Genomic DNA, 13,648 nt, shown 5'->3' on the forward strand with positions numbered 1-13,648 from the left:
GATTATGATTCCAGTTGGAATTCTATTATTTTTGTGCGGAAATCATCTGCCGGTATAGCCCTTCAAATTCACTTTATTTATGACAAAGAAACTTATAGCGCTCGTTTTTTTACTGTCTCTGTTCATTCTCATTGCTATGAATTGGGGGAACAATGAAATTCGCTTTCCTGAAAAAGAAACTATAACCATTCAAAATTTAAGTGAGATTCCTCCTTCACCCGGCGTGGATATTTACGGGCTGACTACAGACAATTTTGAAGTTCTGGATGATGAGATTCAACGGAATGAATCGCTATATATCGTTTTGAACAGAAATGATGTTTCTCCCGAAAAGATTTTTGAGATACAACAGGCCGCAAAAGGCGAGGTGAAACTTAACCGGATGATGCCCGGACAAAAATATCGATTATACAGGGATGAGGAAGGAGTTTTTGCATTTGTGTGGCACCGGACGTCTACAGAATTTACCACCATCAACTGGAAAGATGAAATTACAATTGAGAACGGAGAAATACCTGTAGAAACAGTTATAAGAACGGTTTCCGGTACGATTCACAGTTCTCTTGCCAGTGCTTTGATGGAGCAGGAAATATCTCAGAAACTTGTAGTGGAACTCGCAAATATTTATGCCTGGACGGTAGACTTTTACGGACTACAAATGGGAGACCAGTTTAAAGCTGTGTACGAAGATCGATATGTGAATGGCGAGTATATTGGAATCGGCAAAGTAAGAGCAGCTGAATTTGTGCATCGCGGTAAAGAACTTCGTGCCTACTTTTTTGACGATGGTGAGCAAGCTGGATACTATGACAATGAAGGAAACAGTATGCGCCGTGTGATGATGCGTGTACCTTTTGAATATAATCCGAGAATTAGTTCAAGCTTTTCGAGAAACCGATACCATCCAATCCTTAAACGAAATCGCCCTCATTACGGAACCGACTACGCTGCACCAACAGGTACTCCGATACTTGCGGCAGGCGATGGTATTGTTACCGAAGCCCAGCGACGCGGGGGCAATGGAAATATTGTTCAGATCAAACATAACAGTGTTTACCGAACAGCTTACCTTCATATGAGTCGATTTGCGTCCGGAATTCGTGCCGGTGTTCGAGTGAAACAGGGACAGGTTATCGGTTATGTTGGCCAGACAGGTTTGGCGACAGGGCCACACTTATGCTACAGATTATATAAGCATGATTCACCCGTCAATTCTGTAACCTATGATTTTCCGCCATCCGAAGGTCTTAAAGATATTTACATGGATGCGTACAAAACTACTATGGTTCGTTTTGATGATATGCTCAATAGCCTGGACGCTCCTGAAGAGCTTGCGATGAATTAAAATCTCCGAATTCTTCTCTGGAAAAAGTTAATCAGAGGTTGGATGTAGGACTCATTTGTATACACATCAATGGAGTCCATTTTATTTTTCAGGAAGTATTCAGCGAGCACTTTTTTGCGATCTTCAACTCTCTTCCGGTAGGCTTCTCTAACTTTTTTACTGGATGTATCTACCAGGGCTTCCTTGCCCGATTCTGCATCCCTGAGCGGTACAATACCAATATTGGGCAAGTCTTCTTCCAGTTTGTCATTAATTACCAGATTTACAAGGTCGTGCTTGCGGGCGGTAATGCGGTGTTGCTTTTCAAAATTTTGATCCTGGAAATCGGATGCCAGCACGAGAATGGCCCTGCGTGTTAGTAACCGGTTTACATAAGACAGAGCATCTGCAATATTCGTGGTTTTTCCCTGGGGCTCGGTTGTGTAAAGTTCCCTGATGAGCCTGAGTACATGCGTACGCCCTTTCTTGGGAGGAACAACTTTTTCAACTTTATCAGAAAAAAGAACCAGTCCTACTTTGTCACCATTTTTGATGGCACTGAACGCCAGCACGGCACAAATCTCAATAGCCAGTTCCATTTTGGTTTGAGAGTGGCTCCCGAAAAATCCACTGGGTGAGATGTCCACGCAAAGCACCAGAGTCTGTTCCCGCTCTTCTTCAAAAACTTTGATATATGGTTCCGAACTTCTTGCAGTCACATTCCAGTCAATCTGCCGAACGTCATCGCCGAAGGTGTAGGCACGCACTTCGGAAAACTCCATTCCCCGGCCTTTAAATGCAGTTTGGTATTCGCCGCTGAAAATGTTATTCACCAATCCCTTGGTGTGAATTTCCAGCTTCCTGATTTTCTTTAATATCTCTTTCGAAATCATAATAAAACGTTAGGCATCAATAATACTCAGATATCCAGTTGGACTCAAAAATAATGAGTTCCGGGACCGCCTCAAAGTACACAATTCTTAACAATAGCTTAACAGTTAGGTAACGCTTTCATAAGCTCAAATGGTGAATGTATATCAGCATTAAAACCCTTTAATTGTTTAATACTTGCAACGGATGCTTATTGGAAAAGGATTCAATAAAAAGTGCGAACAGATTCTTAAAAGAGCCGCAGAAATTACTGATTACCAACCTGGACATAATATATCCGTTGAAGAACTCAATGAAGACCTAGGTTTCGGCAGGAGAGAGATTAAGTATTACTTCGAATATATGAATGATCAAAAACTGATTGAACTCACAACGATAGGCGGTCCTTTTTTATACGGACACATCTCGATTACTCTGAAGGGAATCGCCAAAATCAAAGCACTTCAAAAAAAGGAAAATAACTCCTGAGCGGGAGCCTGTTTATTGCATCAAACCGTTCCTTGGTGCCTCAATTATTCCATCCCCCCAATTAAACTTTTAGGTTAAAGTTTACTACATTTCTGAAGGAGGTTTTCATCTAAACTAAGTCAAGAAATAATGATTATCGGAGTTCCAAAAGAGATTAAAACACACGAGAACAGGGTTTCGCTACAACCGGCCGGAGTGCTTCAGATGAAAAGAAATGGGCATAAGGTTTTAGTAGAAAAGAATGCTGGTTTGGGCAGCGGATTTACGAATGAAATGTATGAAGAACGGGGGGCTACGATCATTGATGATGTCGGGAAGATATGGCAGGAAGCAGACATGATCATGAAAGTAAAAGAACCAATCAAGGTTGAATATCCGCGGATGAGGGAAGGGCAGATTATATTTACCTACTTCCATTTTGCTGCCAGCCAGGAGTTGACCGAAGCCGTTCAGAACTCCGGTGCAATTGCCATTGCCTATGAAACTGTTGAGAAGAAAGATGGTTCATTGCCGCTGCTTGTTCCGATGAGTGAAGTTGCCGGCCGTATGGCAGCACAGGAAGGCGCCAAATATTTGGAAAAAGCAACGGGTGGTCGCGGCATTCTGATGGGCGGTATTCCCGGCGTGCCTCCGGCAAATGTGATTGTACTTGGGGGGGGGATTGTAGGAATAAATGCAGCAAAAATTGCAGCAGGAATGGGTGCCAACACTACCATTCTGGATATCAACATTCCAAAGCTTCGATATCTTGATGACGTGATGCCCAAAAATGTGCATACACTTTATTCAACCGAAGGGAATATTCGTAATCTATTGCCTCTCACAGATTTAGTAATTGGAGCTGTTCTTATCCCCGGAGCAAAAGCGCCCAGCCTGATTCGCAAGGATATGCTAAAACTGATGCGGCCCGGAACAGTCATGGTGGATGTTGCTATTGACCAGGGGGGGTGTTTTGAAACATCAAAACCGACCACTCATGACGATCCTATTTATATTATTGATGATGTGGTTCACTACTGCGTGGCAAATATGCCGGGAGCTGTTCCGTATACATCCACATTAGGACTCACCAATGTAACAACTCCTTACGCCGTTCAAATTGCGAATAAAGGATGGAAACAAGCATTGACGGATGACCCTGAACTGAGAAAGGGATTGAACATTGTTGATGGCAAGATAGTCTACAAAGATGTCGCCGAAGCTTTTGGTATGGGCTACACGTCCATTGAAGAGGTGATTTAAATCTATCGCGGTTAAGAAACTTTCTTTTGATAAAAAAAAGCCCTGCACGAAGAACATGCAGGGCTTTTTTAAGTTCAGTAAGAAAATTATTTATCGATCTTCAACCGGAACCCATTCGAGATTTTTCTCACCTACATAAAGAGCACGCGGACGAATCAGGCGGTTGTTTTCTTTTTGTTCAAAGAAGTGAGCGGTCCATCCTGAAATACGGCTCATTGTAAAAATACAGGTGTACAAATCGGGTTTGATTCCAAGTGAATAATAGACCGTTGCAGAAAAGAAGTCTACATTGGGATCAATGCCTTTCTCATCTTTCATGGTTTTAACCATCGCTTCAGACCATTCATAGAGATATTCATGCCCGGTTTCTTCAGAAAGTTTTTTCGACATTTTTCGAAGATGTACGGCTCTTGGATCAAATGTTTTATAAACCCGGTGACCAAAACCCATCATTTTCTCTTTTTTGCTAAGTTTTTCTTTTGTGAAAGCGACCGGGTCTGCATCTTTTCCTTCTTTTTCCTCAAGGTCCAGAAGCATGTTCATAACGGCGGTATTGGCTCCACCATGAAGCGGGCCTTTCAGAGCTCCAATTGCTCCCGTTACTGCAGAGAACATATCAGACTGCGTAGCACAAATGGTTCTGGCTGTAAATGTTGATGCATTCATGCCATGCTCAGCGTGGATAACAAGGCAAAGATCCATTGTGCGCTCGGCTGCTTCGCCTGGTTCTTCACCATTCAACATGTAGAGGAAGTTGAATGCTGTACTCCCTTCATCCAGAGGTTCAATAATATCTTTATCGTTTCGGGCACGGTCAAATGCAGCAATGATTGTTGGAATTTGAGCGGTAACCGCAATGGCATGATCCATTGTATCGCTCGAGTCGTCCTGAAAATCAGCAAGCATAGAAACAGCCGTTCTCAATACAGCCATCGGCTCAGCAGTCTTCCTTGTTGTTTTGATGTAGGTCAAAACCGGTTCCGGAAGCTTTCTCTCACTTCTCAGCTTTTGATGTAAATCATCCAGTTCCTGTTCATTCGGTAAACGATCATTCCACAACAAGAAGCAAACCTCTTCAAAAGTGGCATTTTCAGCAAGTGTATCAATGTGATACCCGGAAAAAATCAGGTCTCCGGATTTTCCGTCAATAAAACTTTTTGTTGTTGAGAAAGCGACAATACCATCAAGTCCTTTATTGATGTGAGGGTATTTGTCGAGATCTATATTCTGTAGATTGTGCTCCGCCATTTCTATAGTCTTTTTAAAGTTATCTGATCTTTGTTTGCAATCTTTTTACAACCTTGTATTTAACTCGGAATCCCGAAAAAATAGTGATTTAACTTAAGATTACTGTTTTTACAGGTTATTTCATTTACAATATTAAAATACAAAACAGAGGACGATTATAGAAGCCTCGCTGTACTGTTTAATAGATTTATGTAACATAAACCATCACAGTTTAGTTTTCGCTTCTTCCCAATATTTATCCATTTCCTCAAGGTTCGATTCTGTAATGGATTTTCCCTGTTCAGCAAGCTTTTCTTCAATATATCTGAAGCGGTCGTTAAACTTTTTGTTGGCCATGCGGAGAGAGTCCTCTGCATTCAGATCCAGCAATCGTCCCACATTCACGAGGCTAAACAGAAGATCACCAAATTCTTCACGCTGTTCTTCTTTAGATTGACGATTTACGGACTCCCGCCACTCATCAATTTCCTCATTTAGCTTTTCCCAGGCGAGTTGCCATTCGGCCCAGTCGAACCCCACATTGCCTGCTTTTTCCTGCATGCGTTGTGCCCGAATTAGTCCGGGCAGATGTTTGGGGACACCATCTAAAACAGACTTTTTGCCTTCTTTTAATTTTATAGATTCCCAGTTGGCGGCTACACCTTTTTCATCTTCCACTTCAACATCATCAAAAACATGGGGATGCCTTCGTATCAGTTTTTCGGAAATTCTGTAAATCACATCGTCAATTGTAAAAGTATTTGTTTCGGAAGCCATCTTGCTGTGAAATACCACATGCAAAAGAAGATCGCCCAGTTCTTTGGATAGCTCGTCATACTCTTCCTCATCAATCGCTTCAACTGCTTCGTACGCTTCCTCAATCAGGTTGTCTTTGATGGAGTGATGCGTTTGCTTTCGATCCCACGGACATTCTTTTCTGAGGATGGAAACAAGTTCAACAAAATCTTCAAATTTATCGGAAGGCTTCATTTTCAATCGTCAGTTAACAGTAAGCAGTTGACACGAATACAATTAGTCGAGTAGAAGGTATTAATTTTGATGATGATTTTTCAGGGAATTTGAAAATTTGAATTTCTTGAAATATTGTGAATTTACGATGTATTGATGTTGGGAGAATCCACAGGTAATGAGAAGAGATTTTTAGCTGGTAATCTATCGGGAGATTACATTACACTGCCTGCGATGATTTATTGTTTTCCAAAATCTGAGCTACGTTTGTTTTTTCTTCTTTTCGGCTGCCGGGAAGAGAATGTTGTTCAGGATCAACCGATAACCCGGGCTGTTTGTGTGGAGGTTTAAATCAGTTGGGGGATCTCCAACCCGATGTTGGTAGTCTTCGGGATCGTGACCTGCATAAAATGTAAAGGTTCCGCGGCCAATATTTCCATGAATATATTTTACCTGATCCCGTCCGGGAGATTCTGCAAGAACAACTACACTGCTTTTAACTTTATCCTTTTGAAAGGCTGTGGCTTGTCCGTAAAAGCCACGCAGACTATTTACATGATTTTGAGTGAGCATGGTTGGAACCGGATCCCATTTTGCCGAAAATTCAAAAAGGGTAAAATAATCAAGGCTTTCGCTGATTCGGTTTAAATCCACTTCGATATCAATATCGGAGTGTTCATAAATATACGGATCCGTTATGATTTCAAAATTTTCAAAAGCAAATGTGTTACTGAAGTTTAGTTTTTCATTCACATTTGGGTCGATCGGGTCGCCGTCCATTGGTGTGGGAAGGGCATCTACTCCTTCGGCTGCAAGTGCAAGATCGAATGTGTCTGTAGCGGAACACATGGCAAACATGAAGCCACCCTCCGTTACGAAGTCCCGAATGTTGTGGACCACATCAAGTTTAAGTTGACTAACTTTATCATACCCTAATTTTTGTGCGAGTTCTTCCTGTTCACGAACGCTTGCAATATACCAGGGTGATGTTCTGTAAATCGCCCAGAATTTTCCATACTGACCGGTAAAATCTTCATGGTGCAGGTGGAGCCAATCGTATTCTTCAAGCGCACCGCTGAGAACTTCAGTATCATAAATTTTATCGTAGGGAATTTCTGCGTAATCGAGTGCAAGAGTTACAGCGTCATCCCAGGGAAGAGCGCCAGGTGGAGTATATACTGCAACATTCGGTGATTTTTCCAGGTTGATGGCAGCCATATTTACATTGGGCTGCTCTACTTCGGCAATGATCGAAGCTGCTTCTGATTCTGAAATGGTTTCAACACTTACATTCTTGAGCCGGCTTTTTCGAACGATGTCATTTGTTGCCGAGGTAAGAAAACTACCGCCCCGATAGTTCAGCAACCACATTCCGGATTCACCCGAATCAATATGGTTAAAAATAATTCCATAAGCTTTCAGGTGGTTGGTTTGAGAACCATCCATCGGGATAAGCACTCGCTGAGCATTTGAGGATTCTGCAATTCCCCCACAAATCAAGGCAAACAAAAGAATATGAATAAGCCGTCTGGTCATATCATTCAGGTAGAAGTTGTTTCTAAATTTTCGAGTTTATCTCTCACAAATGGCGCATAGAATCCATTCGGGAATTCAATAAGAAGTTCTTCAAACAAGTCAATAAGATTTTGCCTTGTGAATTGTAGATCCATTTCTGATTCAAGAAATTCAAATAAAAACGGACTTTGGGGAATACTCTCCACTTGTAATGTGGATTCAACCAAAATAGCCTGATCCCAAAGCAAACGTTCTTTGAGCGGGCTGTAGGGTTGAGATTGAATGATCCTGTTCAATAGCTGAAGTTTCAATTTATTGTATTGATCGGGAAGATCAGATGATATTTCCAGGGATAGATCGTCCGAAAAAGAGTGGTCGGGTTGCGCCAGAATAGGTTCCAGTTCAGCAAGTGCATCATCATAATTTCCCGTATGGATGGAATACAATGAATTTCCAATCGTTTCAAGCAAGCTTCCCGTTGAATCTGCCCGAAGACCATTCTTTATCCACATTCTTAGTTTAATTGCATCGTTCGCATAGTATGACGTATTTCTTCGTTCAAGCGTTTTAAGCTGAATTTCGGCAAACTCAAAATCACCGGCGAAAAAATCGGAGAGGCTGAGATAGTACCGGGTTTTCTCGGACAACGCTGATTCATCCGACTGTTTGTCGGCCCTCGTCAAAGCTTGCCTTGCAGTCATAAAATCCTTTTTAAACAGGGCAATTCGTCCCTCGGCATAGTACAAGTAGGGATCCTCCCGTTCTGCATGACTTTGCATTTCACCGAACCAAAATTCGGCTTTCTCCAAATCTTTGTAGAAATCAACCGACAAATCAATCAAATTGGAGTAGATTTGAGAGGCGTTATCATAATTCGGAGCCGTCTCAATAAGTTGTTTGTAGCCTTCAAAAGCTCTTACAAATTTTTGATCCTGTTCAGCCGAAGTAAGAATATTGTTTTGCTTTAGATATTGTCCCCATTCCCGATAAGTGGCAGCCATATCCTCCATCGCTCGGAAACGAACGGAAGAATCATCCGCATCTGTGTAATATTGAAAAGCTTGTGTCGCCAGATCAAATTTCCTGGCAGAAGCCAGCTGATTTCCAAGAGTAAAAAGGGAATAAATGGTATAGGGAGTTTGATTTTCATACTGCCGCGCGAAAACAAAAGCCCGCTGATATTCATCCGTTTCCATTAAGAGCCAAATTAAAAGCTGGTATAAAGGCGAATACGCTCGGTGTCCCGTATCCAGATCCATCAATTGGTCTTCAAGTTCAAAAGCGGCAACTTCATACAATGTTTCATCCCGCATTCTTAAAAAACGTTGTTGAACAATGCTCATTTGGTCCGGCGATATAATAATCAGCCGAAAATATTCGCGAACGGATTCTTCAAAGCGTCCGGCTTGCATATATGTATTTGCCAATTCATTAAGGAAAAGAGTATCGTCACCGAGATCTTTTCGTGCTTCTTTGAATAAGTCGATTGCCGCATCGAATTCCTGGCGGCTGGCGATCGAATTTCCAACGGCAAAATACGCCTGATGATTTCCGGGATTTTGATCAATAACACGCTGCCAGGTTTTCAGAGCTTCATCGCGATTACCTTTCAGGTGGAGAATTTCTGCCAGCTTGATGGATGCCTGTAGCCGAAAACGATTATCATTAGCCTGGCTTCGCGCAACGGCTTCCGCTTCATTAAATTTTTTCAGGTTGATGAGGCATTGTGTATATCGGTCAAAATAAACGAAGGAACGGGGATTTTCTTCATACAAGCTTTGTATGATAGGAAGTGCCTCCTCATACTCCTGCTGCTGCATAAGGATATTTACCGTTTGATAATCTTCAATCTGCCCAAATACTTGCGGGGAAAACAAGAGCAAAATGGCGGGAAGTAAAATTAGTTTTTTAAGATTCATCAGGTGCGAAAAAGAGTTCCTTGTGTATATCTGGCATTTTATTTCTGAGATTCACATAAAAGCGATGCAGTGGAAAACCAACCACATTATAATAATCGCCATCAATTCTTTCGACAAAAAGTGATCCAAGATCATCCTGGATTCCATACGAACCGGCTTTATCAAATGGCTGGCCAAACTGAACATACTGGTTTATTTCCTGTTCAGATAACGCAGAAAACGTGACTTTTGTTCTCTCGGAAAATGAAATGAACGAAGTAAACTCACTTGCGGAATTTGTGAGGCCGGCGTAGACTCCGCTAAAAACATCGTGTGTATGACCGCTTAATCGTCTTAGAAATTCTTTCGCCTGATTTTCATCAGCAGGTTTTCCAAGAATTTCATTGTCTAAACAGACAATGGTATCTGCCGCAATGATAAACCGTTCAGGTTGATGGACTGCGACATCTTCTGCTTTATGCCTGGCCAGTGTTTCAACAACTGTGTCGGGTTTGGTTTCATCCTCAATGATTTCATCAATCGAAGACGGCATGACCTCAAACCGAATGCCAACCTGTTCTAATAACCGCGCTCTTCGGGGGCTGGCGGATGCCAAAACAACTTTCATAAATTTTGTATACTACTTCGAGTTCCGTTTTTTCAGTTTCAGATAATTAGATAACTTAATCAATCGAACTTACAAAACAGAAACCGTTTAAAAAGCACTCATGTCAGCAAAAAAAAGAAATACCAAAGAAGAAAAATCCATGCTCTTTACTCCGCTTAATTATAAGTTGATGGGATTGGGTTTGTTGCTGCTCATTATTGGATTTACAGCCATGAGAATTGAAAATGAAGTGCATGGTTTTATCTCTCTATACATTTCACCGGTTGTTATTATTGCGGGCTACGCCGTAGTTGTGTATGCTATTTTGAAGAGAGATCACAAAGTTGAAAATCCATCCGCATCCACTCACAGTTCATCTTAGAACCATTGTATCGGCTCATCAACTATTTATTTGGCTTAAACCTGATCTACCTGTTTATTCTTGAAGGAAAAATGGGAGATCACGCCCTGATTTTGATCGGGTTGGGGCTCTCCGTTTTGGCGGCATATATCGCTTTTTTATTTAACTGGATTTCTCTGGATGCCACGACAGCCGTAATCATTTTGGGAACGATGGTTTTAGGTTTGGGAGGCTGGGCTCTTGCTGCATCGGTCATCTTCTTTTTTGGCTTCAGCAGCATGCTCACTCGATTTAACGAACACGAACAACCCGACTTTGATAAGAAGCCAACCCGAAAACGCCGGGATGGATACCAGGTGTGGGCAAACGGATTTTGGGTGGGAATTTTTTGTATTCTTTGGTTTGCACTCGGTACTTTGTCAGCCTTAATAGCCGCATTTGCAGTGGTTGCCACTGCTACGGCCGATACCTGGGCTACGGAAATCGGCACGTTAAAACCTGGTAAAACCTGGAATATTACTACGTTTGAGCCTGTAACTCCCGGTGTGGATGGCGGAATTAGTATAAAAGGGACATTGGCTGCACTGGCCGGGGCAATGGTAATAGCGTGTTTTGTCTTTTTTACGGATGTTTTATATCCCATCCGGTTTTTTGGGATTATTCTATTTTCCGGCTTTTTTGGTGCGTTTATCGATTCAATCGTTGGGGCTTTGTTTCGTCAGCGAAAGGTAGAACTCTCTGCTCCGGATGATTTCAGTAACTCTTCTGAATCTTTCACAAACAGTTTTGTAAACTGGGCGGCAACTGGTATTAGTGGTCTCTTAGCAAGCTTGATAACAGAAATAATTCTTCTATGAAATGGTATAAAAAACTTCACTGGCAAATTATTATCGGTTTAATATTGGGCCTGCTTTGGGGACTTCTGTCCAGCGTTGCCGGATTCAATGAATTTACAAGCAATTATATTCGTCCTTTTGGTGATATTTTTATCACTCTTTTAAAATTGATTGCCGTTCCCTTGGTTTTGGCATCGCTTGTCGTGGGGGTTTCCAGCCTGAATGATATGACAAAGCTTTCGCGGATGGGAGGAAAGACAATTGGTATTTATATGGTAACCACCGTTTTTGCCATTACCATTGGTTTGACTTCTGTAAATGTTATTCAGCCCGGCAAAACACTCCCGGAAGAAACACGAACCTCATTAATGGAAAGTTACGGAGAAGGTGTACAGGGAAGAGGGGATGCCGCTCAACAGCTTTTGGATCAGAGTCCGCTTCAATTTATTGTGGATATAGTACCAGAAAATTTCTTCGCTGCCGCTTCGGATAACGGCAATATGCTTCAGATTGTTTTTGTGGCTTTACTGCTTGGAATCGGGATTGTTCAAATCCCCATTCAAAAATCGCAGGTGCTCATTAATGTGTTTGAGGCTTTGAATGATGTGATCATAAAAATAGTAGACTTAATTATGAAAGTGGCTCCTTATGGAGTTTTTGCCCTGATGGCGGTAGTCATTATCGATCTTGCCGGAGATGATATTGGTCAGGCTCTGATACTACTTAAAGCGCTGGGATGGTATTGTCTTGCCGTGATTATTGGTCTGCTGGTTCATGTATTTGTGGTTTATTCAACCCTTTTCAAAATCTTCAGTAAAATGAAACTCAGAGATTTTTTCAGGGCTATTCAGCCAGCAATTTTACTGGGGTTCAGTACAAGTTCCAGTGTAGCTACTTTGCCGGTAACAATGGAACGAGTTGAAAAAAATCTGGGAGTTGAAGATGAGGTTTCCAGTTTTGTTTTACCCGTTGGAGCCACCATTAACATGGACGGAACCAGCCTTTACCAGGCAGTTGCAGCCGTTTTTATAGCTCAGGCTTTGGGAATGGATCTAACCATTGCTCAACAATTGATCATTGTTCTTACGGCAACTCTGGCTTCCATAGGGGCCGCAGGCGTTCCCGGAGCGGGAATTATCATGCTTGTAATTGTGCTTCAAGCCATCCAGGTTCCTCTTGAAGGGATTGCTTTAATTTTAGGAGTAGATCGGATTCTGGATATGCTCCGCACCTCTGTTAATATAACCGGTGATGCCGCCGTGTCAGTTGCTGTGGCTTATACAGAAGGTTTACTCGGGCCGCTTCATCTGGATGATGAAGACGTAGAATGAAACTTTTTCTCCTGAATTTTCCTTTTCCTGAGGGAAAATGACGGCTTTAAAGTTTAATTTTATGATGAGTATTGCAATACTTGTACTGATGCTTCACATGCCATTGGTGAGCGATTCAACCGGATCAGCCAAATCAGAGACGGATTGGTATGATGAAAAGCTGAATCAAGGAATTGAAGCCTTTTATCAAACGGATTGGGATCGAGCGAACAGCATATTTGAAGAGATAAAAAACAGACATCCGGATGATCCTCGCCCATACTTTTTCGAAAGTATGATGCCCTTTCTTGAATATTTCTTTATTGAGCAATCGGGAGAACTTGCCAATGATTTTTTAGATAAATCAGAAAAGGCAGTAGAGTTAAGTCATCAAAAACTCGAAAAGCAGTCCAGCGACACAACCATGGTTTTAATGTTGAGCGGACTGTATGGCTATCGCGGATTGGTAGCAGCAGGTCAGGGAGAACATCGTATTGCATTACAAAGTGGATTGAAAGGTTTCAATTATACAAGAAAGTTACTCTCCATTGATTCAAACCGTCCGGATGCACGCATCGGGAAAGGAATGTTTTACTATATGGTCGGCAGTGTTCCGAGCGGGATGAAATGGGCTACAAATATTTTTGGCTTCAGCGCCGATATTGAAGATGGATTTGCTGAACTGAAGATTGCGGCTAACAGTAACAGTTATATCAGTAATGATGCCAAAATGATGCTGATGTATCTCTATGAAAAAGAGGGAAGATTGGGGGATGCTTTATATTATGCCAATGATCTGACAAATACCTTGCCCGACAATGTAATTTTTTTGTTTAAAAAAGCAGAAATTCTTGAGAATCTTGGTAATAGAGAGGATGCAATTGACGTTTATAAGTCAATAATTACGCATAATAATACAAACCTTGACCTGATAACTGTAAAAAGCAGAAAAAAAATTACAGAACTCGAAAAAATCACCCTAAAATAGTAGACAATAATC

13 protein-coding genes are annotated in these 13,648 nt (G+C 41.7%); 7 read left to right on the plus strand and 6 right to left on the minus strand.

Translation table 11 applies throughout. The annotated features are described in order from the left end of the window. Window positions 1-79 precede the first annotated feature (79 nt). A complete protein-coding gene (locus L0B18_RS11225) occupies window positions 80-1,345 on the plus strand; it encodes a M23 family metallopeptidase (RefSeq protein ID WP_234571869.1) in 1,266 nt (421 codons plus the stop codon). On the opposite strand, the gene L0B18_RS11230 is transcribed toward L0B18_RS11225, so the two are convergent. Next, window positions 1,342-2,217, minus strand: a complete 876-nt coding sequence (locus L0B18_RS11230) for a DUF58 domain-containing protein (protein WP_234571870.1) — start codon at window positions 2,215-2,217, stop codon at window positions 1,342-1,344. The genes L0B18_RS11225 and L0B18_RS11230 overlap by 4 nt on opposite strands. A 184-nt stretch (window positions 2,218-2,401) precedes the next feature. Here L0B18_RS11230 and L0B18_RS11235 point away from each other — a divergent pair, with 184 nt between their 5' ends. Together L0B18_RS11235 and ald are read left to right on the plus strand one after the other, a co-directional pair. After that, window positions 2,402-2,683: a hypothetical protein gene (locus tag L0B18_RS11235; RefSeq protein WP_234571871.1), complete on the plus strand. Its 282-nt coding sequence runs from the start codon at window positions 2,402-2,404 to the stop codon at window positions 2,681-2,683. A gap of 129 nt (window positions 2,684-2,812) precedes the next feature. Continuing rightward, complete coding sequence (ald, locus tag L0B18_RS11240; RefSeq protein WP_234571872.1) at window positions 2,813-3,925, plus strand: alanine dehydrogenase; 1,113 nt, start codon at window positions 2,813-2,815, stop codon at window positions 3,923-3,925. Window positions 3,926-4,015: 90 nt separating this feature from the next. Here ald and L0B18_RS11245 read toward each other — a convergent pair whose 3' ends face one another. From L0B18_RS11245 to L0B18_RS11265, 5 genes are all read right to left on the minus strand, one after another. After that, entirely contained in the window at window positions 4,016-5,173 is a 1,158-nt protein-coding gene (locus tag L0B18_RS11245; RefSeq protein ID WP_234571873.1) for a citrate/2-methylcitrate synthase, read from the minus strand. Window positions 5,174-5,377: 204 nt separating this feature from the next. Then, a complete protein-coding gene (gene mazG, locus L0B18_RS11250; protein ID WP_234571874.1) occupies window positions 5,378-6,142 on the minus strand; it encodes a nucleoside triphosphate pyrophosphohydrolase in 765 nt (254 codons plus the stop codon). Between the two features lie 240 nt (window positions 6,143-6,382). Then, window positions 6,383-7,657, minus strand: coding sequence for an asparagine synthetase B (locus L0B18_RS11255; RefSeq protein ID WP_234571875.1), 1,275 nt, complete (start codon window positions 7,655-7,657; stop codon window positions 6,383-6,385). 5 nt (window positions 7,658-7,662) lie between these two features. Continuing rightward, window positions 7,663-9,555, minus strand: coding sequence for a tetratricopeptide repeat protein (locus L0B18_RS11260; protein ID WP_234571876.1), 1,893 nt, complete (start codon window positions 9,553-9,555; stop codon window positions 7,663-7,665). Continuing rightward, window positions 9,545-10,162, minus strand: coding sequence for a Maf family protein (locus L0B18_RS11265; protein ID WP_234571877.1), 618 nt, complete (start codon window positions 10,160-10,162; stop codon window positions 9,545-9,547). Before L0B18_RS11265 ends, L0B18_RS11260 begins: the two co-directional genes overlap by 11 nt. Window positions 10,163-10,262: 100 nt before the next feature. On the opposite strand from L0B18_RS11265, the gene L0B18_RS11270 reads away from it, so the two are divergent. The 4 genes from L0B18_RS11270 to L0B18_RS11285 are packed head-to-tail and all read left to right on the plus strand — an operon-like array spanning window position 10,263 to window position 13,636. Continuing rightward, a complete protein-coding gene (locus L0B18_RS11270) occupies window positions 10,263-10,523 on the plus strand; it encodes a DUF3098 domain-containing protein (protein ID WP_234571878.1) in 261 nt (86 codons plus the stop codon). Window positions 10,524-10,528: 5 nt separating this feature from the next. Continuing rightward, a complete protein-coding gene (locus L0B18_RS11275; protein ID WP_234571879.1) occupies window positions 10,529-11,359 on the plus strand; it encodes a DUF92 domain-containing protein in 831 nt (276 codons plus the stop codon). Then, on the plus strand, window positions 11,356-12,669 hold the full coding sequence (locus L0B18_RS11280; RefSeq protein WP_234571880.1) for a dicarboxylate/amino acid:cation symporter: 1,314 nt from the start codon (window positions 11,356-11,358) through the stop codon (window positions 12,667-12,669). Before L0B18_RS11275 ends, L0B18_RS11280 begins: the two co-directional genes overlap by 4 nt. A gap of 37 nt (window positions 12,670-12,706) precedes the next feature. After that, complete coding sequence (locus tag L0B18_RS11285; protein ID WP_234571881.1) at window positions 12,707-13,636, plus strand: tetratricopeptide repeat protein; 930 nt, start codon at window positions 12,707-12,709, stop codon at window positions 13,634-13,636. Window positions 13,637-13,648 lie beyond the last annotated feature (12 nt).

The organism is Rhodohalobacter sp. 614A (genome assembly GCF_021462415.1).
Lineage (GTDB): Bacteria > Bacteroidota > Rhodothermia > Balneolales > Balneolaceae > Rhodohalobacter.

Bases quoted from the DNA above. Each gene is read 5' to 3' on its own strand.
- L0B18_RS11225 (WP_234571869.1), top strand. From the start codon at position 80: ATGACAAAGAAACTTATAGCGCTCGTTTTTTTACTGTCTCTGTTCATT.
- L0B18_RS11230 (WP_234571870.1), bottom strand. From the start codon at position 2,217: ATGATTTCGAAAGAGATATTAAAGAAAATCAGGAAGCTGGAAATTCAC.
- L0B18_RS11235 (WP_234571871.1), top strand. From the start codon at position 2,402: ATGCTTATTGGAAAAGGATTCAATAAAAAGTGCGAACAGATTCTTAAA.
- ald (WP_234571872.1), top strand. From the start codon at position 2,813: ATGATTATCGGAGTTCCAAAAGAGATTAAAACACACGAGAACAGGGTT.
- L0B18_RS11245 (WP_234571873.1), bottom strand. From the start codon at position 5,173: ATGGCGGAGCACAATCTACAGAATATAGATCTCGACAAATACCCTCAC.
- mazG (WP_234571874.1), bottom strand. From the start codon at position 6,142: ATGAAGCCTTCCGATAAATTTGAAGATTTTGTTGAACTTGTTTCCATC.
- L0B18_RS11255 (WP_234571875.1), bottom strand. From the start codon at position 7,657: ATGACCAGACGGCTTATTCATATTCTTTTGTTTGCCTTGATTTGTGGG.
- L0B18_RS11260 (WP_234571876.1), bottom strand. From the start codon at position 9,555: ATGAATCTTAAAAAACTAATTTTACTTCCCGCCATTTTGCTCTTGTTT.
- L0B18_RS11265 (WP_234571877.1), bottom strand. From the start codon at position 10,162: ATGAAAGTTGTTTTGGCATCCGCCAGCCCCCGAAGAGCGCGGTTATTA.
- L0B18_RS11270 (WP_234571878.1), top strand. From the start codon at position 10,263: ATGTCAGCAAAAAAAAGAAATACCAAAGAAGAAAAATCCATGCTCTTT.
- L0B18_RS11280 (WP_234571880.1), top strand. From the start codon at position 11,356: ATGAAATGGTATAAAAAACTTCACTGGCAAATTATTATCGGTTTAATA.
- L0B18_RS11285 (WP_234571881.1), top strand. From the start codon at position 12,707: ATGACGGCTTTAAAGTTTAATTTTATGATGAGTATTGCAATACTTGTA.